This window comes from Mesorhizobium sp. M0800 (assembly GCF_040320095.1).
Taxonomy (GTDB): Bacteria; Pseudomonadota; Alphaproteobacteria; order Rhizobiales; family Rhizobiaceae; genus Mesorhizobium.
The window spans coordinates 123,862-144,901 of record NZ_JAMYOZ010000001.1; the positions used below are offsets into that span (position 1 = coordinate 123,862).

The 21,040-nt window shown below is 62.3% G+C and carries 17 protein-coding genes; 4 read left to right on the forward strand and 13 right to left on the reverse strand.

All coding sequences use genetic code 11. The features are described from left to right. Window positions 1-3 precede the first annotated feature (3 nt). The gene (locus NKI18_RS00615; protein ID WP_352448629.1) at window positions 4-906 is read right to left on the reverse strand and encodes a LysR substrate-binding domain-containing protein; all 903 of its coding nucleotides are present in this window, start codon (window positions 904-906) and stop codon (window positions 4-6) included. Between the two features lie 281 nt (window positions 907-1,187). On the opposite strand from NKI18_RS00615, the gene NKI18_RS00620 reads away from it, so the two are divergent. The 3 genes from NKI18_RS00620 to NKI18_RS00630 are packed head-to-tail and all read left to right on the forward strand — an operon-like array spanning window position 1,188 to window position 5,796. Further along, window positions 1,188-4,118: a molybdopterin oxidoreductase family protein gene (locus NKI18_RS00620; protein WP_352614631.1), complete on the forward strand. Its 2,931-nt coding sequence runs from the start codon at window positions 1,188-1,190 to the stop codon at window positions 4,116-4,118. Continuing rightward, the gene (locus tag NKI18_RS00625) at window positions 4,115-4,849 is read left to right on the forward strand and encodes a 4Fe-4S dicluster domain-containing protein (RefSeq protein WP_352614630.1); all 735 of its coding nucleotides are present in this window, start codon (window positions 4,115-4,117) and stop codon (window positions 4,847-4,849) included. The genes NKI18_RS00620 and NKI18_RS00625 overlap by 4 nt, the downstream gene beginning before the upstream one ends. Before the next feature lie 11 nt (window positions 4,850-4,860). Further along, window positions 4,861-5,796, forward strand: coding sequence for a dimethyl sulfoxide reductase anchor subunit family protein (locus tag NKI18_RS00630; protein ID WP_023676943.1), 936 nt, complete (start codon window positions 4,861-4,863; stop codon window positions 5,794-5,796). Window positions 5,797-5,798: 2 nt separating this feature from the next. Here the strand turns inward: NKI18_RS00630 and pdeM are convergent, their stop codons facing one another. From pdeM to NKI18_RS00655, 5 genes are all read right to left on the reverse strand, one after another. Then, complete coding sequence (pdeM, locus tag NKI18_RS00635; protein ID WP_352614628.1) at window positions 5,799-6,515, reverse strand: ligase-associated DNA damage response endonuclease PdeM; 717 nt, start codon at window positions 6,513-6,515, stop codon at window positions 5,799-5,801. Continuing rightward, complete coding sequence (locus NKI18_RS00640) at window positions 6,512-9,034, reverse strand: ligase-associated DNA damage response DEXH box helicase (protein WP_352614626.1); 2,523 nt, start codon at window positions 9,032-9,034, stop codon at window positions 6,512-6,514. Before NKI18_RS00640 ends, pdeM begins: the two co-directional genes overlap by 4 nt. A 67-nt stretch (window positions 9,035-9,101) precedes the next feature. Continuing rightward, the gene (locus NKI18_RS00645) at window positions 9,102-9,962 is read right to left on the reverse strand and encodes a C40 family peptidase (RefSeq protein ID WP_352614625.1); all 861 of its coding nucleotides are present in this window, start codon (window positions 9,960-9,962) and stop codon (window positions 9,102-9,104) included. Between the two features lie 13 nt (window positions 9,963-9,975). Then, window positions 9,976-10,326: a MarR family winged helix-turn-helix transcriptional regulator gene (locus NKI18_RS00650; protein ID WP_353018615.1), complete on the reverse strand. Its 351-nt coding sequence runs from the start codon at window positions 10,324-10,326 to the stop codon at window positions 9,976-9,978. A gap of 69 nt (window positions 10,327-10,395) precedes the next feature. Continuing rightward, entirely contained in the window at window positions 10,396-11,760 is a 1,365-nt protein-coding gene (locus NKI18_RS00655) for a leucyl aminopeptidase family protein (RefSeq protein WP_352614624.1), read from the reverse strand. A gap of 122 nt (window positions 11,761-11,882) precedes the next feature. Between NKI18_RS00655 and NKI18_RS00660 the strand changes: the two genes are divergently transcribed. Continuing rightward, a complete protein-coding gene (locus tag NKI18_RS00660; RefSeq protein ID WP_352614768.1) occupies window positions 11,883-12,704 on the forward strand; it encodes a tetratricopeptide repeat protein in 822 nt (273 codons plus the stop codon). A gap of 116 nt (window positions 12,705-12,820) precedes the next feature. On the opposite strand, the gene NKI18_RS00665 is transcribed toward NKI18_RS00660, so the two are convergent. Genes NKI18_RS00665 through cpaB form a run of 7 tightly spaced genes read right to left on the reverse strand, consistent with a single transcriptional unit; the run spans window position 12,821 to window position 20,856 of the window. Next, window positions 12,821-13,837, reverse strand: a complete 1,017-nt coding sequence (locus NKI18_RS00665; protein WP_023676936.1) for a type II secretion system F family protein — start codon at window positions 13,835-13,837, stop codon at window positions 12,821-12,823. 9 nt (window positions 13,838-13,846) lie between these two features. Continuing rightward, a complete protein-coding gene (locus tag NKI18_RS00670) occupies window positions 13,847-14,860 on the reverse strand; it encodes a type II secretion system F family protein (protein ID WP_023676935.1) in 1,014 nt (337 codons plus the stop codon). Window positions 14,861-14,889: 29 nt separating this feature from the next. Beyond that, on the reverse strand, window positions 14,890-16,398 hold the full coding sequence (locus NKI18_RS00675) for a TadA family conjugal transfer-associated ATPase (protein WP_352455132.1): 1,509 nt from the start codon (window positions 16,396-16,398) through the stop codon (window positions 14,890-14,892). 29 nt (window positions 16,399-16,427) lie between these two features. Next, window positions 16,428-17,711, reverse strand: coding sequence for a CpaE/TadZ family protein (locus NKI18_RS00680; protein ID WP_352614623.1), 1,284 nt, complete (start codon window positions 17,709-17,711; stop codon window positions 16,428-16,430). Between the two features lie 54 nt (window positions 17,712-17,765). After that, on the reverse strand, window positions 17,766-18,500 hold the full coding sequence (locus NKI18_RS00685) for a CpaD family pilus assembly protein (protein WP_352614622.1): 735 nt from the start codon (window positions 18,498-18,500) through the stop codon (window positions 17,766-17,768). Window positions 18,501-18,514: 14 nt separating this feature from the next. After that, window positions 18,515-20,044: a type II and III secretion system protein family protein gene (locus NKI18_RS00690; RefSeq protein WP_352614620.1), complete on the reverse strand. Its 1,530-nt coding sequence runs from the start codon at window positions 20,042-20,044 to the stop codon at window positions 18,515-18,517. Next, window positions 20,041-20,856, reverse strand: a complete 816-nt coding sequence (gene cpaB / locus NKI18_RS00695) for a Flp pilus assembly protein CpaB (protein WP_352614618.1) — start codon at window positions 20,854-20,856, stop codon at window positions 20,041-20,043. Before cpaB ends, NKI18_RS00690 begins: the two co-directional genes overlap by 4 nt. Window positions 20,857-21,040 lie beyond the last annotated feature (184 nt).

Below are 21,040 nucleotides of genomic sequence, written 5' to 3' on the forward strand. Positions count from 1 at the left end.
GGCTTAAAGCGGCGCGGATCTCTCAGCTTTGCCGCCAAGATGCGCCTTGAGCGCCATCTGGGCCAGGCTTGGCTGCCGGTCGCGATGCGTGATCATGGCAAATTCGCGCTTCGGCAGATCGATCGGCACGGAACGCAGACTGCCTTCGGCGACCGCGCGCGCGACGACGAGTTCCGAAATGATGCTGGCGCCGGCGCCGGCCTCGACCGCCTGGCGAATAGCCTCATTGCTCGGCAATACCAGGAATATCTGCAGGTCCGCGAACGAAATCCCGTCGCGTCGGGCAAGGTCCTCCAGCGCCTCGCGCGTGCCCGACCCGCCTTCGCGAATGATCCAGCGAAGCCCGCCAAGGTCGGGATGTCCAGGCGAAACTTCTGCGATCTCAGGGTGCGAGCGCGCCACGACCAGCATCATGCGATCGATATCGACCTTGGCACGGCGCAAAATGTCGGATTCGGTGCGCCCCTCGACCAGGCCAAAATCGGCTGCGCCATCAAGTACATTGGTCTCGACCTGCCTGGTGTTGCCAATGCTCACGCTCAGCCTGACGGCAGGATAGGCTTCGTGGAAAGAGGCGAGCCGGCGCGGCAGCCAATAACTGGCGATGGTCTGGCTGGCAGCGATCGAGAGACTGCCTGATATCGTCTGCGCGACATGCTCCAGCACATTGTGGGCGGCCGCAGTCCGCTCGAGGACCGCCTTGGCCTCGGGCAAGAATCGGCGTCCGGTCTCGGCGAGCTCGATATTGCGGCCCACTCGGTTGAACAACTGGACGCCGTGCTGCTGTTCGAGCGAGCGGATGGCGGCCGACGCGGCCGACTGTGAGATGCCCAGCAACTCGGCCGCTTTGGTCATGTGCGCCCGTTCGGCGACGGCGACGAAGATCCGCAACTGGTCCAGGGTCATTCCGACACTAAGAAGCAAATCCGATTGGAATTACAAGAGCAAGTTGTTAGACGGATCGGTCGCTTTGTTCTAAATTTTGGCCCGAAATTGGAAAAAAGTCGCGCCAGAGCAGTCGAGGGTAGAGATTTGGTGAGGCTGTTCAAATCGGTGTTCACGCATTGGTCCCGCAGCCTGCGGTGGCGGCTCGTCGGTGAACGCTATCGACCGGAACAACATTACATGCGCGGCCCAGGTCCGAAGACGAGAGCCAAGGCCGCCGAACGCAAAAACATCGCCGGATCATGACCAACAGACCGCTGCGCGGCGCCAACTCAGCACCATCCCAACGGCCGCTCGCCGATACCCGCTCGCCCGCTGAAGGCGACGGCGTCGATACGTCGCCCGATGTCTCCGACAGCGTCGCCAAGACGACTTGCTATATGTGCGCCTGCCGCTGCGGCATCGACGTCCATATCAAGGACGGCAAGGTCCGCTACATCAACGGCAACAAGGATCACCCGGTCAACCGCGGTGTGCTGTGCGGCAAGGGCAGCGCCGGCATCATGCAGCATTACAGCCCGGCCCGGCTGAAGAAGCCGCTACTGCGCACCGGCCCGCGCGGCTCGGGTGAGTTCCGCGAAATCGAGTGGGAGGAAGCCTTGTCGATCGCGACAGAACGGCTTTCGAACATCCGCCGAACCGATCCGAAGAAACTTGCCTTCTTCACCGGGCGCGACCAGTCGCAATCGCTGACCGGCTGGTGGGCGAGCCAGTTCGGCACGCCGAATTTTGCCGCCCATGGCGGCTTCTGCTCGGTCAATATTGCGGCCGGCGGCCTGTACACGATTGGCGGTTCGTTCTGGGAGTTCGGCGAGCCCGACTGGGACAACACCAAATATTTCATGCTGTTCGGGGTTGCCGAAGACCATGATTCCAATCCGATCAAGATCGGCCTCGGCAAGCTCAAGGCGCGCGGCGCCAAGGTGGTTTCAATCAATCCCTGCCGCACCGGCTATAATGCAATTGCCGACGACTGGATCGGCATCCGGCCTGGCACCGACGGCCTGTTCGTATTCGCCCTCATCCATGAATTGCTGAAGGCTGGCCGCATCGATCTCGAGTACCTCTTGCGCTACACCAATGCCCACATCCTGGTCGTTCAGGAGCCTGGAGCTGTCGATGACGGGCTGTTCATGCGCAATGGCAACGGCAATCCGCTGGCTTGGGACAGGGTGGCGAAGATGCCTGTCAATGCCAGCGATGCCGACGCGAAGCCCGCATTGACCGGCAGCTTTCTCGTCGACGGCCGCCGCTGCGTGCCCGTCTTCCAACTCGTCGCCGACCGTTATCTGGACGAGACCTATTCACCGGACGCCGTCGCTGACCGGTGCGGCATCTCCGCCGACACCATCCGACGCATTGCCGCAGAACTCGCCCATGTCGCCTTCGAACAGCAAATCGAATTGCCGGTGGCCTGGACGGACTGGGCTGGCCGCCGGCACGAGACCATCAAGGGCCGCCCGGTGTCGATGCATGCGATGCGCGGCATCTCGGCCCATTCGAACGGTTTTCACTCTTGCCGGGCCATTCATCTGCTTCAGGTGCTTCTCGGCACGGTGGACGTGCCGGGCGGCTTCCGCTTCAAGCCTCCCTATCCGCGGTCCGCGCCGCCGGGTCCCAAGCCAGCCGGCAAGAATGTGAAGCCGATGACGCCGCTCGAGGGCATGCCGCTCGGCTTCGTCAGCGGACCGGGGGACCTGCTGATCGATGAAGCCGGCAAGCCCGTTCGTATCGACAAGGCCTACTCCTGGGATGCGCCGCTGGCCGCACACGGACTCATGCACACGGTCATTCGTAACGCCTGGGCGGGCGATCCCTACAAGATCGACACTCTGTTCATGTACATGTCCAACATGGCCTGGAACTCGTCGATGAACACCGTCGAGACGATGGCAATGCTGTCCGATATCGATGCGTCAGGTGAGTACAAGATCCCGTTCATCATCTATTCCGACGCTTATTATTCCGAGACGGTACCTTTTGCCGATCTGGTGCTGCCGGACACGACCTATCTCGAGCGTCATGACTGTATCAGTCTGCTCGACCGCCCGATCAGCCACGCCGACGGGCCGGGCGACGCCATCCGCCATCCCGTCGTCGAGCCGGACCGCGACGTCAGGCCGTTCCAGACGGTGCTGATCGAACTCGGCGCGAGGCTCAGCCTGCCCGGCTTCGTTGACGACGACGGCTCCGCCAAATACCGCGACTATGCCGACTACATCGTCAATCACGAGCGCACGCCAGGTGTCGGTCCGCTCGCCGGCTGGCGGGGCGAGGACGGGACCTCGGTCGGCAAGGGCGACGTCAATCCCGACCAGTTGCAGCGCTACATCGACAATGGCGGCTTCTGGCACCAGGACTTCGCCGCCGATCAGCGCTACTACAAGATGGCCAACCGCTCCTATCTCGACTTCGCCGAGAACATGGGCTTCATCCCGAAAGCCGAGCCGATCGTGTTCCAACTCTATTCGGAGCCGATGCAGCGCTTCCGCCTTGCGGCGCGCGGCCATGGCCGGGTGCTGCCGCCGGAGGCGGAGCGCAGCCGCATCGAGACCTATATGGATCCGCTGCCATTCTGGTATGCGCCCTTCGAAGAGGCTGCGGTCGACAGCCAAGCCTATCCGCTGCACGCGCTGACGCAGCGCCCGATGCACATGTACCATTCCTGGGGCGGGCAGAATGCCTGGCTAAGGCAGATCACCAGCCAGAACCGGCTGTTCGTGCACGATCGGGCCGCCGCCAGCCTCGGGCTTGTCGATGACGACTGGGTGTGGATCGAGAGCATCAACGGCAAGGTCAAAGGACAGATCAAGCTGGTCGACGGCGTCAACGCCAATACGGTGTGGACCTGGAATGCGATCGGCAAGCGTCGCGGCAGCTGGGGGCTGAAGGATGATGCGGCCGAATCCAATCGCGGCTTTCTACTCAACCACATCATCGGCGACCAGACCTCTGCCGATGCGAATGGCAAACACTATTCGAATTCCGATCCTGTCACCGGCCAGGCGGCATGGTTCGACCTGCGCGTGCGCATCGTCAAATGCGCAGACGAGGAAGCAGGCTTCACCGAACCGCAGTTCGAGCGCTTCCGACAGCCGCCGCATTTTGAGCCCCCGCCCGATAAGCTTAGTTTCGGCGCCGAATTCCGTCGGGAAAGAGAAGCTGCCAAATGACTTGCCTTCCCACCCACACCGACAAAAAGCTCGGCCTGGTCATTGACCTCGACACCTGCGTCGGCTGCCAGGCCTGCGTTACCGCCTGCAAGGAATGGAACACCGGCGGCCACATGGCGCCGCTGACCGACATCGACCCCTATGGCGGCAATGTCGACGGCGTCTGGTTCAACCGCGTGCACAGTTATGAGCACATCACGGAGATGGGTGGGCGCACGGTCAATTTCCCACGCTCCTGCCTGCACTGCGAGACACCGGCCTGCGTCACGGTCTGCCCGACCGGCGCCTCCTACAAGCGGGCGTCGGATGGCATCGTGCTGGTCGATGAGGACAAATGCATCGGCTGCAAACTGTGCAGTTGGGCCTGTCCCTACGGAGCGCGCGAATTCGACACCAATGTCGGCGTGATGAAGAAATGCACGTTGTGCGTCGACCGCATCTACAACGACAATCTGGCGGAAGAAGATCGCGTGCCGGCCTGCGTCGCTGCTTGCCCGACCAGCGCGCGGCATTTTGGCGATCTGGGCGATCCGGCATCCGCTATCTCGCAACTGGTGGCCGAGCGCGGCGGTGTCGATCTGATGCCGGAAATGGGCTATAAGCCGACCAACAAATATCTGCTGCCACGTGCCCACACCACCCGCGCCGCATCGGTGCCGGCGCCAGCGCTTGAAGCGGTGCGGGCCGAAGGCGGCTTCCTCGGCTGGGTCGACCGCATGCTTTCGAACTGACCCGTGCCTTCATGCATCCAGCCTTCTCAGTCGTCTTTTTCACCACGGCCACGGGCGCCGGTTACGGCCTGCTCGCGCTGCTTGGCGTGCTCGCTGGACAGGGCTTTATCCCGCCCGATTTCTGGCTTGGCCTCACCGGCATGGGGCTGGCGCTTGGCCTGATCTCGACAGGCCTGCTGTCGTCGGCCGGCCATCTCGGCCGGCCCGAACGCGCCTGGCGTGCCTTCTCGCAATGGCGTAGCTCATGGCTGTCGCGCGAAGGTGTTGCCTCGGTCGCCACCTTCGTGCCGGCGGGACTGTTCGGTATTGGCTGGGTGGTCCTCGGCCGTACGAGCGGCTGGGCGGCTGTCGCCGGGCTGCTCGCTGCCATCGGCGCGGTCGCAACCGTCTGCACCACCGGCATGATCTACGCGTCGTTGAAGCCGATTGCCCAGTGGCACAGCCGCTTCACCCTGCCCGCCTACCTGGTCTTTTCGGCGATGACCGGCAGCGTACTGCTCAACGCCCTGCTGCAGGGATTTGCCGCAGGCTCGAATATGCTTCTGGCGGCTGCCCTGTTGCTGACCGCGCTCGGCTGGGGTTTGAAGCTGGCGACCTGGCGATACAATGACAGGCTGGAGATCCCGACCAATGCCAACACCGCAACCGGGCTTTCCGGCGGCACGGTGCGGTCGCTTGAATGGCCGCATACCGAGGAAAACTATCTGCTCAAGGAGATGGGTTTTCGCATTGCGCGCAAGCACAGCGCTAAACTCCGCCAGATCACGCAGGTGCTGGCCTTTGCTTTGCCCGCGTTGCTGCTGGTCGCGGCGTTCGCCTTGCCGTGGCCCTATGCGGCAGCACTGTCGATACTCGCCGCAATCGCCCAACTCGCCGGAATGCTGGTCGAGCGCTGGCTGTTCTTCGCCGAGGCCAAGCACACGGTCACTTTGTACTACGGCAGGTAGGTTCAGCCCGGCCTGAGCATCGCGTGGGAAATCGCGAAAATGCGCTCTGTGCCAAGCATATAGGCCATCAGCGTTTCGCGGCGGAACAGCCCGGCATAGGCGCCATCGAGCACGTTGAGCGAGCCGGTATAGGCGCCGAAAGCCGGCATGATCATGCGGCCGCCATCGCCGGCAAAGCAACGACGCCGCACCGAACGACCTTGCTGCACGATGCGGGCGCAAGGATGCAGGTGGCCTGATATCTCGCCTTCCACTCTCACCGCCGAAGGCTCGTGCCGGAAGAATAGCGAGCCTATGGCCAGCTCGCGCACGGTCTCGCCTGGCAAGTCGGCCGGCGCTTCAGGATCATGATTGCCGGCGACCCAGAACCAGTCGCGCCCGACCATCAGCCCTTCCAGCCTTTGGCGAAAGCTCGCGTGCATACGTGCGGCGCCGCCGCCATCGTGAAAACTGTCGCCCAGGCTGATAACGATCGCAGGCTGATAATCGGCGATCACCGCCTGCAGCCGGAGCAACGTCGCACCGGTGTCGTAAGGTGGGACCAGCGTGCCGCGCCTGGCCAGTGATGAGCCTTTTTCCAGATGCAGGTCGGATACGGTCAGAAGCCGGAATTCGGGAAAATAGAGCACGCCGCGACGGTCGCAGATCGCGCGTTCGCCGGCGATACGGACAGCGCCCGCATCCGCCAGAGGCGCAGCCATGGCGAGCGCGACAGTCATTTCGTCCCCATGGCCTCCTCGACCAGCGTGGCTGCATCCATCAGCAGCGTGTCATCGGCCTCGCCGTGCACCGGCATTTTGCCGATCTCGAGCATGATCGGCACGGCGAGCGGCGATATCTGCTCGAGGTTCTTATGCATGATTCGACCTTGGACGCGCGAGAGCATCTCGGCAAGTCTGCTGACATCCAAGAGACCGGTCGCGGCATCGGCACGCGTCGCCTGCAAAAGGATATGGTCGGGCTCGTGGCTGCGCAGCACGTCGTAGATGAGATCCGTCGACACGGTTACCTGGCGGCCGCTCTTCTCCTGCCCCGGGTGGCGTTTCTCGATCAATCCCGAGATCAGCGCGCAATTGCGAAAGGTGCGCTTCAACAACCAACTGCCGGCGAGCCAGGCTTCGAGGTCGTCGCCCAGCATGTCCTGATCGAATAGCGCAGCCAGCGACGGTTTCTTCGCCCTGAACATATGGCCCATATCGGCCAGCGACCATACGGCAAGCGCATAGTCGGTGGCGACGAAGCCGAGCGGCTTGGCTCCCGCCCTGTCGAGGCGGCGGGTGAGCAGCATGCCGAGCGTCTGGTGCGCCAGCCTGCCCTCGAACGGATAGGCCACCAGATAGTAGCGGTTGCCGCGCGGAAAGGTCTCGACCAGCAGATCGTCGCGTTTCGGCAGTACCGACTTGTCGGCCTGGAAGCGTAGCCAGTCGGCGACCTGCTCCGGCAGCTTCTTCCAGCGCTGCGGATCGTCCAGCATGGCGCGGACCTGTTCGGCCAGGTACGTCGAAAGCGGGAATTTGCCACCACCGTAATACGGCACCTTGGCGTCGCTGCCGGGTGCATTCGAGACAAAGCACTCATTCTCGCGGATACCTTCGAAGCGCAGCACCTTGCCGGCGAACATGAAGGTGTCGCCATGCGTCAGCGTTTCGAGGAACGCCTCCTCGATCTTGCCCAGAACCCGGCCGCCACGCGAAGCCGCGCCTCTGCTGCCGGCCTGGACGTAGCGGACGTTGAGCGCCGGCACTTCGATGATGGTCCCGACGTTGAGCCGGTATTGCTGGGCGACGCGAGGATTTGAGACCCGCCACAGTCCGTCCTTGTTCAACCGGATGCGGGCATAGCGCTCGTAGTTCTTTAGCGCATAGCCGCCAGTGGCGACGAAATCGATGACGCGATCGAATGTCGGGCGATCGAGATCGGCATAGGGTGCTGCCGTCCGCACTTCCTCAAACAGCGCATCGGCATGGAACGGCGCACCGCAGGCACAGCCCAGCACGTGCTGCGCCAGGACGTCGAGCCCGCCATCGACCAGCGGCGGCGTATCCTGGGCACCGAGATAATTGGCGTCGAGCGCCGCCCTGCATTCCAGCACCTCGAAGCGGTTGGCCGGTATCAGGATCGCCTTGGACGGCTCGTCCATACGGTGGTTGGCGCGGCCGATGCGCTGCGCCAGCCGGCTGGCACCTTTCGGCGCGCCGACATGGACGACCAGATCGACATCGCCCCAGTCGATGCCGAGGTCGAGCGTCGACGTGGCGACGATGGCGCGCAGGGCGTTCTCGCCCATTGCCTTTTCGACACGCCGGCGCTGCGCGACGTCGAGCGAGCCGTGATGCAGCGCGATCGGCAAGGTCTCCTCGTTGACCCGCCACAACTCCTGGAACAGCAACTCCGCCTGGCTGCGCGTGTTGACGAACAGCAGGGTTGTCTTGTGGCGCTTGATCTCGTTGTAGATTTCCGGCGTTGCGTAGCGGGCCGAATGTCCCGCCCACGGCACGCGCTCCTCCGAATCGAGAATGGAGATGTCGGGCTTGGCGCCGCCAGTGACGACGATCAGTTCGGCCATCGGCCCCGGTGGATTCTGGCTGACCAGCCAGCGCCGCAATTCGTCAGGCTCGGCGACCGTCGCCGACAGGCCTATCGTCTGCAGGGCGGGCACAAACGAGCGCAGCCGGGCCAGCCCGAGCGACAGGAGATGGCCGCGCTTCGAGGTCACCAGCGAATGCAATTCGTCGAGCACGACATAGCGCAGGTCCTCGAAGAAGCGCCTGGCATCGGGCGCGGCAATCAGCAGCGCCAATTGCTCGGGCGTGGTCAGGAGAATGTCGGGCGGCGCCAGCTTCTGCCGCTGGCGCTTGTGTGCGGGCGTGTCACCGGTGCGCGTCTCGACGGTGACCGGCAGCCCGATTTCTTCGACGGGTTTGCCGAGATTGCGCTCGATGTCGACGGCCAGCGCCTTCAGCGGCGAGACGTAGAGTGTGTGGATCCCTCGATGCGCCTGCCCCGGCCTTCTCCTCGGTCGGCCGGCCAGTTCGGTCAGCGATGGCAAGAACCCGGCCAGCGTCTTGCCGGCGCCGGTCGGGGCGATCAGCAATACCGACTGCCCGCCCTGGGCTTTGGCCAGCAAATCGATCTGGTGGGCGCGCGGCGACCAGCCCTTTTCCGCAAACCATTTGACGAATGGCTCGGGCAGGACGACGGCGGCATTCTGTTGGGCAAGGCGCGGCTGCTCTGTCACGTGCCAGAGGTAGCGCGGCGACGCGCAATCGCCAAGCAAAATCAGAACAAAAGGTGATCGATTCGCGTTACGACCGGCGAAACCCGGTCGGCCCGCCATAGAGATAGCCGATACGGGCGACCGCCTCCCTCAGTCCTTCACGCGACACCAGCATGGTGTGGCCGTTGGCGTGGATCATGGTCTCCGGATCCGTCATGATCGCGACGTGGCCTTTCCAGAAGACCAGGTCGCCGCGCCGCAACCCGGCAAAATCCGGCCCGGGGTCGAGCGGCTCGCCGACGGTCGCCGCCTGCATGTCGGTGTCGCGCAGCACTTGCCTGCCAGCCATGTGCATTGCAAGTTGCACGAGACCGGAACAATCGATGCCGAAGCCGGAAACGCCGCCCCACAGATAGGGCGTGCCGAGAAACGCCTCGGCGACCGCGACGTAGTCGGGAGCAACTTCGGCGACAGGCCTGAGATGGTCAGATATGACCGCCTCGCCGGATGGCAGCAGAGCATAGTACGTGCGGCGTGTTTCAGCCGCGCCTCTCACTGTTACCGCCGATCCCATCGAGAGTTGCCCGCTGATCGAGAACCGCAAATCCGGTCCCGGATAGAGGAAAGTGCGTGGCACCGAGACAACATGGGTGGGCGCATGCTCCCGACTGCCCAGCACGGTGTCGGCGACATAGCCGACATAGCCGTCGCGCTCGGCCTGTATCCAGGCCCAGCCCTCAACGTCCTCGAAGACGAGGACGTCTTCGCCGAACAGAAGCTGGGTATCGACGCTGGCATCCGGGCGCGGCGCCTTGCGGATGTCGGCGACGGAGGCTGATATGCGAGCCGGCCGGCCGGCGACGAAACGGTCGGCGGAAACCTTGCCTTTCAGCCTGGCGTCGGCGAGATCGGAGCGGAAGGCATGGAGGCGGGCATCGCTGGCGGTCAAATCGGCAACTCGTTCAAATGGGCAACTCTTGGACTCTGGCAATGATAACATCGCCAAAGCGCTCGACAAAGAGCGCGCCTTCGACTGTACGCCTGACCAGCACGTTGCGCTTGTCGAGCTCGTCGCGGTGGCGCGACACCAGTTTCAGCGCCCCCATCGTATCGAGCGCACGGGTGATCACCGGCTTGGTGACGTTGAGGCGGGCGGCTAACCCCCGCACCGTGTGTGGCGGCGGATCGAGATAGATGGTGAACAGGATCGCCGTCTGGCGCATAGTGAGATCGGGCGCGTCGTCACGCACCTCGGATAACACCACCTGTTGCCATAGTCGCAAGGCCTGGCTTGGACGCATGATAATCGACATCCGTCCAGCATGACGGAAAATTGTTTCGGTTCCGTTTCAGTCAATACCTTCGTCGGCTATGCCCGAGAATCAGCCGTAGCGCTTCGAAATGACCTGCTCCAGCGCCCGGATGCCTTGTGCTTCGCCACCGGCAAGGCCGTGCGGGCGGTCGAACGGGTTCCAGGCGAAGATGTCGACATGCGCCCAGCCGGCGGTCTTTTCCACGAAGCGCTTCAGGAAAAGCGCCGCGGTGATCGAGCCGGCGAAACCGTCCGACGTGACGTTGTTGATGTTGGCCACCTTCGACGCCAGCTTGGCGTCATAGGGCTTCCACAACGGCATCCGCCATAGCGGATCCTCGACCGCAACGGAGGCGTCCGCCAGCCCGGATGCAAGCGCCTCGTCACCGGTGTAGAACGGCGGCAGGTCGGGACCGAGCGCAACACGGGCAGCGCCTGTCAGCGTCGCCATATCGACCAGCATCTGCGGCTCTTCGTCGTCGGCCAAGGCCAAGGCATCGGCGAGCACCAGCCGTCCTTCGGCGTCGGTGTTGCCGATTTCGACGGTGATGCCCTTGCGGCTCACCAGCACGTCGCCTGGCCGGAAGGCGTTGCCGGCTATCGAATTCTCGACAGCGGGGATGAGCACGCGAAGCCGGACCTTCAGCCCGGTGGCCATAATCATGGAAGCGAGGCCCAGCACGTTGGCAGCGCCACCCATGTCCTTCTTCATCAAAAGCATGCCCGAGGACGGCTTGATGTCGAGACCGCCTGTATCGAAGCAGACGCCCTTGCCGACCAGCGTTATCCTGGGGGCATTGTTCGGCCCCCAAATCATGTCGATCAGGCGTGGGGCGTCGGCAGAAGCCCGACCGACGGCGTGGATCATCGGAAAGTTGGCGGTAAGAAGATCGTCGCCTTTGGTCACCGATATTTCGGCCTTGTGCGTCGCGGCCAAGGTCCGGGCGGCCTTCTCCAACTGCCCGGGGCCCATATCGCTGGTCGGCGTGTTAACCAGATCGCGCGCCAGGAAAATGCCATCGGCGAGGCGGCGGATGCGGGCGGCGTCGGTGCCTGCCGGCAGCGCGAGGCGAAGCGTCTTGCCTGGCTTCTTGCCGTAGCGGGTGAAGACATAGCCGCCGAGCGCCACGGCGAGTGCCGTAAGCTCCGGCTTGGCCGGTGCGGACGCAAAATGCCACTCGCCTTCGGGCAAGGCTCTCGCTAGTGCGCCGATGGCCAGTGCGCCCTCGCCATCACCGGTGCCGAACAGGGCTCCGGCAATCGCGCCGTTGTCGCCAGGCACGATCAGCGTCCTGCCGGCCTCGCCGGAAAAGCCGTTGGCCTTGGCCCAGGCGACCGAGGATGGCGCAAGGCCCGACGCCGCCAGAGCATCCTTCGCCACCAGATGGACCGGCAGCGCATTGCTCAATTCTTTCTCGACGAGTTCGACAGGCATTCGCTGGTCTCCGGGTTCCGAGTCGGCGTTTCTTAACTCTCCGTTAGGGTTAACAGAATATTTCTGCGGGAGGAAAGATGACCTCGCAAATGGTCACGCGCATGAACGGAGCCCTGGTGCCGATGCCGACCAACCGCAGGATGGACGCCAGCGCAAATAGGCTGATCAGCACGGCGTTGATGATGGCGCTTGCCGCAGGCGTCGCTGGCTGCGGAACCAGCAAATTGACGACTGGCTCGATTTCTCGTCCAAGCGGCAAGCCGCTGGAAACAATGTCGGCGGGCGAACTGCACAACGCTACGATGGCGCTTGGCCAGTCCTATTCGAAAAACCCCAGCGACAAGCGGATCGCGACAAATTATGCCGCGGCGCTGCAGATGGACGGCGACGCAGACCAATCGCTTGCGGTGATGCGCAAGCTGGCGATCGCCCTGCCGAAGGACCGCGACGTGCTCGCCGCCTATGGCAAGGCGCTTGCCGCCAACGGACAGTTCGAACCGGCTCTCGATGCCGTGCGCCGCGCGCAGACCCCTGAATATCCTGATTGGAAACTGGTGTCGGCGGAAGCTGCCATTCTCGACCAGCTCGGCCAAAAGGACGAGGCGCGCCAAGGCTATCGCAAGGCGTTGGATCTCAGGCCGAACGAACCGTCGATCCTTTCCAATCTCGGCATGTCGTACGTGCTGGAAGGTGATTTGCGCACGGCCGAAACCTATATGCGCTCAGCCGCCCAGCAGCCGAATGCAGATAGCCGCGTCCGCCAGAACCTTGCGCTGGTCGTCGGTCTGCAAGGCCGTTTCGACGAGGCCGAGAAGATCGCCTCGCAAGAGCTGTCGCAGGATCAGGCGCAGGCTAACGTCGCTTACCTTCGCCAAATGCTGGCGCAGCAGAATGCCTGGAGCCAGCTCAAGGACCAGGACAAGGCAAAGCCCGCCACCAACTGACCGCTTCGAGCGCCGAATCGGCGCGCGAATTCCGCAACATGTCTAACGCAAAGAGCCGCGCTGCACCGGCAGCGTGGCTCTGAATCGTATCAGCGTTTCTGGCAACGCCGCTGGCGCTACTCGCTGCTGGATTTCGGCTGGTCGCCAAAGATGCCGCGCTGGCTCACCTGGATGCCGGCGGGACCCAGAATAATGGCGAACAGCACCGGCAGGAAGAACAGGATCATCGGCACGGTGAGCTTCGGCGGCAGCGCGGCCGCCTTCTTCTCGGCGGCATTCATGCGCATGTCGCGGCTCTCACTGGCAAGCACCCGCAACGCATGCGCCACGGGCGTGCCGTAGCGCTCGGCCTGAACCAACGCCTGGGACACCGACCTGACGGATTCCAGGCCAGTTCGGCTTGCAAGGTTCTCGTAGGCCTGCTTGCGCTCCTGCAGATAGGAAAGCTCGGCGTTTGTCAGAATGAATTCTTCCGCCAATGCCACCGATTGCGCGCCGATCTCATCGGCGACCTTGCGAAGCGCCGCTTCCACCGACATGCCGGACTCGACGCATATCAGCAACAGGTCGAGCGCGTCCGGCCACGCCATCTGAATCGATTGCTTGCGCTTGGTAGCGCGGTTGTTGACGTAGAGCACGGGCGCGTAGAATCCCGCATAGGCTACCACGATGCACACGAACAGCTTCACGAAAAGCGGCTGCTCGGGCAATCCGCCGAGCACGAACAGATACATCGCCGCCAATGCAAAGCCGATGAAGGGCAGGACGAGACGGAAGAAAAGGAAGCGCGTCAGCGGATTTTGCCCGCGAAAACCCGCCACTTTCAATTTCTGCAAGGTACCTTCATCCGCCAGCGCACGCCTGAGATCCAGGCGATCGACAATATTGCGCATGCCGACCGACTGTTCTTCGCGCAGGCCCTTGCGGCGGCGGTCGGCTTCGACTGCCAGCCGCGCGCGCTGCTTGGCGCGCAGCTCATCGCGCTCCAGCGCTACGGATTTCATGCGCGCCTTGAGCTGGTTCCCGCCAAAAGCGGGCAGCAGCGTGAAGACGGTCGCAAACACCGCGATACCGACCAGCAGTGCGATCAGCAGGGACGGGTCGGTGAGAGTTCTGATGACGTGATCGGTCATACGCGAGTCCTAGACTTCGAAATTCATCATCTTGCGCATTACCAGGACGCCCATCGACATCCAGATGCCGGAACAACCGAGGATCAGATGGCCGGTGCTGGTGATGAAGAGGGGCATGATGTAGTTCGGGCTCGTCAAATAGACGAGAAAGGCGACGACGAAAGGCAACGCGCCGATGATCACGGCGGATGCCTTGGCTTCCATGGACAATGCCTGGACCTTGGCTTTCATTTTCTTGCGGTCGCGAAGCACGCGCGAAAGATTGCCCAGCGCTTCGGAAAGATTGCCGCCGGCCTGAGACTGGATCTGGATGACGATGCCGAAGAAGCTCGCCTCGGTGCACGGCATCGTTTCTGGCATGCGCATGGCCGCGTCGGGGATCGACAAACCCATTTGCTGCGAATCGACGATGCGGCGGAACTCGGTCTTGACCGGCTCGGGGGATTCGTTGGCGATCAGGCGCACGGCATCGTTCAGCGGCAGGCCGGATTTTACCGCACGCACAATGATATCGAGCGCGTTCGGAAATTCGTTGAGGAACGCCTTGACGCGGTGCGCGCGGCGAAACGAGACGAACCAGCGGGGCAGACCCAAGACGCCGACCAGCAGCGCAGCCGGCAAGACCAGCAACGGTGCGCCGATGAAATAGACAAGAGCCGTCAAGACGACGCCGCAGACCGCCGAGTAGACATAGAAGCGCTCAAGCGAGATCTTCATGCCGGCCTGACGGATTTGGATCTTCAGCGGTGGTTTCTTGACCAGGCTCTGATTGGACTTTTGCTTTTGATCGAGATCCTTCAGCGAATCCTGGACGGACTTGCGACGCTTGGCCGCTTCCGCCACGCGATCGCGCGACGCCTTGACGACGGAACGATCCGTCTCGGCGGTCTTGATCGATTCAAGCCGCTTGCCGACCTGCTTCTCGGTGCTGATCCGGTTAAACAGGAAAGCATAGGCCACAGCGCCGGCGCTGAAGCCGGCGAGCACGACGAATGCCAATACGGTGCCGTCAATTCCGAACATCGACCCTGGCCCCCACGCTTCCAGACGGATCAATCAGCGCGTTTCTCCATCGCCTCGAGCGCAACCGCGAGGCGCTGCTCCTCACCGTAGTAGCGGGCGCGCTCCCAGAAATGCGGACGGCCGATGCCAGTCGACACGTGCTCGCCCAGCAGCCTGCCGTTCGCGTCCTCGCCCTTGATGTTATAGAGAACGATGTCCTGGGTGATGATGACGTCGCCTTCCATGCCGATCACCTCGGTGATGTGGGTGATACGCCGCGATCCGTCGCGCAGGCGTGCAGCCTGTATGATCACGTCGACGGAGCCGACGACGATTTCGCGCACGGTTTTTTGCGGCAGCGTATAGCCGCCCATGGCGATCATCGACTCTATACGGTTGAGGCATTCGCGCGGGCTGTTCGAGTGGATCGTTCCCATCGAGCCGTCATGGCCGGTGTTCATCGCCTGCAGCAGGTCGAACACTTCGGGTCCGCGCACTTCGCCGACGATAATACGTTCGGGGCGCATGCGCAGACAGTTCTTGACCAGGTCGCGCATGGTCACTTCGCCCTCGCCTTCGAGGTTGGGCGGACGGGTTTCGAGACGCACCACATGCGGCTGCTGCAATTGCAGCTCAGCTGAGTCCTCGCAGGTGATGACGCGTTCTTCGCGGTCGATATAGTTGGTCAGGCAATTGAGCAGCGTCGTCTTGCCTGAGCCGGTACCGCCCGAGATGACAATGTTGCAGCGGACACGCCCGATGATCTTGAGAATCTCGGCCCCTTGCGGAGAAATCGAGCCGAACTTGACCAGCTGGTCGAGCGTCAGCTTGTCCTTCTTGAACTTGCGGATGGTAAGTGCGGTGCCGTCGATAGCCAGGGGCGGTGCGATGACGTTGACACGGGAGCCATCAGGAAGACGCGCATCGCAGATCGGGCTTGATTCATCGACGCGGCGGCCAACCTGGCTGACGATACGCTGGCAGATGTTGAGGAGCTGCTGGTTGTCGCGGAAACGGATGCCGGTCTGCTCGACCTTGCCGTTGACTTCGATGTAGACGTTCTTGGAGCCATTGACCATGATGTCGGCAATATCGTCGCGGGCAAGCAGTGGCTCCAGCGGCCCGTAGCCCAAAACGTCGTTGCAGATATCCTCGAGAAGCTCTTCCTGCTCGGCGATGGACATCGCGAAATTCTTGATCGCGATGATGTCGTTGACAATGTCGCGGATTTCCTCGCGCGCGCTTTCGGGATCGAGTTTGGCGAGCTGCGACAGATCTATCGTATCGATGAGTGCGGCGAAGACCTGGCTTTTGGTGTCGTAGTAGGTTTCGCTCTTTTGGCGCTGGATACTTTTCGGCTCCGGGGCCAATGGCGGCGGCTCGACCGCACGGCGAACCGCCGGCGCGGCAGGCGCGCCGGATGGCGGCAGCGCCGCCGACCTGGCAGTTACAGCCGCTTCCACAGGGTTCGCGGCCGCCGGCGCAGCAGGTGCGGGTGCTGGCTGACGGAATTCCGGAATGGTCCGGTTGCCGTCGTCGCTGCCTCTTTTACCAAACATGATCGCTTACCAATTCCACCGCTGAGGCATCACTTCTTGTTGCGCGAAAGCTTGCCGATCAGATTGCCGAGGCCAGCCTTTTTCTTCACCTTGATTTCGCTGCGCCCTGTCAGCACATGGGCGATCTCGTTGATCGTGGCGACAACCGGACTCTTGGCATCCATCTCACCGAGCATACGTCCGTTGTTGGCAGCATTTCCGAACAAAAGCGGCTCGAACGGGATGACCGACATCGGCGAAAGGCCGAGCGATTCGGAGAAGTCGGACGGCGTAATCTCAGGACGTTTCGGCACACCGGCCTGGTTGATCACAAGCTTTGGCGCGGGATCGTTCGGACGAAGCCGCTTCAGCATGTCGACCAGGTTCTTCGTGTTGCGCAGATTGGCCAGTTCGGGCGTCGCCGTGATGACGATCTCGTCGGCCTTGACCAGCGTGTTCTTGGTCCAGCCGGCCCACACGTGGGGAACATCGAGCACGAGGAGCGGCGCGCTACGCTGGGCTATGTCGATAAGCTGGGTGAAGGCGTCGGGATCGAAATCGTAGACCCGCTCCAGCGTCGAAGGGGCCGCAAGCAGCGACAGGTGCTCGGCGCATTGGGCGAGCAGCCGGTCGAGATAAACCTCGTCGACGCGTTCCGGCGAGAAGACTGCCTCGGCAATGCCTTGCGCCGGATCCTGGTCGAAATTGATATTGGCCGTTCCGAAGGCGAGGTCGAGATCGGCGACAACCACTTCGGATTTGAAAAGGGACGACATGGCCCAGGCCACATTATGGGCTATGGTCGAGGAGCCGACGCCGCCTTTGGCGCCGATGAAGGCAATCGAGCGGCCGATCGGCTCAGCTTCCGGATCAACGAAGATCGAAGACACCACGCTGACGATGTCGGCCATCGATACGGGCGCGATGACATACTCGGAAATGCCCGAACGAATGAGTTCGCGGTACAGGCCGACATCGTTGTAGTGGCCGACAACCACCACCTTGGAGGTCGGGTCACAATGCTCGGAGAGCTGGGCGAGTTGTTCAAGCAATAGCTTCGGCTCGCTGCGCGATTCAAGCAGGATCAGGTTCGGTGTCGGCGCCGACTGATAGAATTCGATAGCGATAGGGATGCCCCCCATATGCACCTTCAGATGGGCCTTGGCCATGCGGCGATCCTCGCCGGCGCGCTCGACCGGATTGGCTACGCCTTCGGTCTCGCAAAATGCCTGGATCGAAATGCGCGGGATCGGCCGCAACGCCTGCATCGCGGCAATATCCTGCTCCGAAGTTTCGCCGCCCGGTACCTCTGTGTCGTAGGCAAGATTGCTCATTGTCTCACTTTCCGTGACTTGCGCGGCTTAGGGTTTGTTGAGCCTCAACACTCGTTAATATTCGACTTCCGAATTGCCGAGGAATTCGTCCGAAATACCTCTGTCACGATAGACGTCGATCACCGCGCTCCGATTTGCCGCGTCGATGGGTGTCTGTTTGCGCGGTCCGATCAGATCGACCGGATTGGCCATCTGGGCGGCAAGGTTGTTTTGGTACGAACAGCCGAAATCGGCATAGTGCTTGTTTTCCGAAGTCTCCAGCAGGTCTTCGGGCCAGCGCCCGCATTTATCCGTCTGAGCTTTCACCGAGACGTAGGCGACACGGACCGGGGCGGACGCTTCGACCGAAACGGATTGATAGGACCGCATGGCGATCCGCTTCCGGCTGATGCCGCTGGCCATGGCAAGCCTGGCGAAATCGCGGCCGGCGGCGGCCGCCGCGATTTCGTTGGCCGAACCGCTCGGAATCTCGATCGTCAGCACCGGAGCCGCGCTCCTGTCGTATCCGTCCAGGAAGCCCAGGAGCGTGTCGCGCTGGGATCTGGTCATGCCACGGTCGCCGGCGCCGACCGGAAGGTCGATCTTCTGTATCTTCTCGGCTATGACGATCGGATGGGTGGTGCGATAATCGTCCGGTATGGCACCCACCGTGACGCTGTCGCGATTGGCGCAGCCGGCCAGCAATGCCGCCACCGCGATCGCCATAATGGGAACGGCCGGCCGCCAGATTCGCGAATGGACCGACCGCGTCGCGGTGATCGCCCGTGCCTTCGATGCTGCCTTAGACATGACCGCTTCCCCGCTTACTTGTAGATGAAGCCGACAACGCCGTGGTAACGGCCGTTGGGCTTGTCGGTCTGCATGGTGCCGTAGACACGGTTGACGCGGCCAAGGAAAATGCCGGCACCATCGCTGGCGGCGTTGAAATTGTCATCCGGCTTGGCAAGATCGTTGCGCGCCACCGGCTTCACCAGATACGGCGTAATGATGATGACGAGCTCGGTCTCGTTGCGAACGAAATCCCTGCTGCGGAACAGCGCGCCAAGCACTGGAATCTTTGTCAGACCGGGCAAGCCGTTGACGGATTGCCTGAGATCATCGCGGACAAGGCCGGCAATCATCATCGAGCCGCCCGAAGGCAGTTCCACTGTTGTGTCGGCCAAGCGCTTGCGGAGCGACAGGGCGTTCATGCCGGGGCTTGTTACGCCTTCGGACAAAGATACTGATCCCTCCGTTGTCGGCTCGGAGACCGAGGTCCTGACCTTCAGGCTGATGCGGCCGGGAGACAGCACCACCGGCTGGAATTCCAGGCCAATGCCATATTCGATCTTCTCGATTGAATAGGTCTTCAGACCTGTCTGGTTATCGTTGGATACGGCTTGGGAAACGCTGGTCACCATATTGTATTCGCCGCCGACCTTGAAGGTCGCCTTCTCGCCGGATACCGCTGTCAGTGTTGGCTCGGCCAGGGTTTTCATGACGCCTGACTGTTCCATGGCGTTGATGTAGGCCTGCAGCGTCGAGCTGCCGATGGCGAGGCCCGAGTTCGACAGCGACTTGCCCAAACCGGTGAAATTGTCGCTTACCGCACCCCAGCTGATGCCGTTGCTGCTGCCGCTGCCCATCATATTGACGCCGAGCTGCTTCATCACCGAGCGGCTGACTTCCGCAACCGTCACCTTCAGCGTGACCTGGTCGTCGCCGATGATCTGCAGCAGGTTGACGATCTGGCTGACGCGACGCTCGGCATCCGGGTTGTCAATGGCGACGCCAGCCTCGGCCGAACCGCCGGCGGCAGTCTGCGAATATTGTCCCGTGGTCGCTTCACCGCCCGACACGAAGATGGTGGCCAGCTGTTCCGCCCGCTTGGCATCCAGGGGCGTGTCCACGGTTCCGGTCAGAACGACATTGTCGTTCAGGAGTTCGACTTTGACGGTCGATGACGGGATGAAGCGCCTGATATAGTCCTCCAGCCCGGCAACATCGCGTTCGACCGCCAGATCAAGGCTGACGATCTGCTCGCCATTCGGGCCAAAGACGAAGATGTTGGTCTCGCCGACCGCCTTTCCGAACAGATAGATGCGCCTGGCAGTGCGGGTCACCGCGTCGGCTACAGCTGGGTTGGCGACGAGAATATCGTAGGCATCGCTCGGCAGGTCGATGACCACCGATTTGTTCAGTCCGAGCTTGACCCGCTGGGTGGCGGTCGAAGCCGTGACCCTGGCGTTGTCGCCTGCTGCGCTGGCACAGAGAACGCCATATGCATTCGTTCCAAGGAAAAGCAGGCCGATCGCCGCAGCCAGCGTGACCGGCAATTTGGTTTTTAGCCTCATTTCCTCGCCCCCACTTCGGAAACTTCGCCCGACTTGATCAACCGCACGGTTCCGCGCCGGCCATTGCCGGAAACCAGGTAATCGGCTTCGCCCACATTCTTGTCCTGACTGTCCTTGATCGAGCGCAGCGCCAATGTCAGGCGATCCGCCATCTGCTGTGCGACGGTGATGATCTCGGACTGCTGCGGCGTCAATTCCAGGGTGGCGGTCTGGCCGACCCTGGTCTTCTTGCCTTCCTCATCCTCCTGAATGGTCTGGTCGATCGCCAGGACGCGAATGTTCTTGAGGATAGTTTCGGTCGTGAAGCCCGGACCACCGCCATTGGCGGTATCGGCTCTGCGGGTCATGATGACGTCGACGAAATCGTTGGGAAGAATAAAGCCACCGGCCGAAGTGTCGGCCGAGATGCTTGTGGCAACGGCCCGCATGCCGGAGGGCAGGATCGACGACATGAAGCTTTGCCCTTCACCGATCAGCTTCGAGCGCCGCAGCGGCTCGCCGGCGTAGAGCGCCACGCGAGCGACGGCGCCCTTCAGCTTGTCCAGCGCTTCAGGCTCGGCGGCGCGGGTGATGAAATTTGCGTTGATGCCGGCGGACGGCCATGACTCCCAGGAAATGTTGTTTTCAAGCGGACTGCCCATCGGAACGTCGCCGGAAAGAACAAGCACATCCTGCAGCGCGATCGCCGGCGCCTGAGGACCGGAATCGACAACCGGAGGCGGCGGAGCCACGACCATGTTCTTCGCGACATAGCCTGCACCACCGGCCGCGGCTATCGCCACGCTCAGAATAATCAATCGGGATGCTGGCATCTGTCCGAACCTCGCCTTGGCAAACCACGTAGCCAAGCGGGACTTTGCAGCGGCAATCGTCAAAACAAGGTTAATGTTATACTTACGATCGTGATTAATTTAACGTTTACATAAATTGGACCGACAAGCCCGGCCCGAAGGAAAACGTGGCCAACTCGCCTGCTCGGCGCCAACCGCGTAAAGC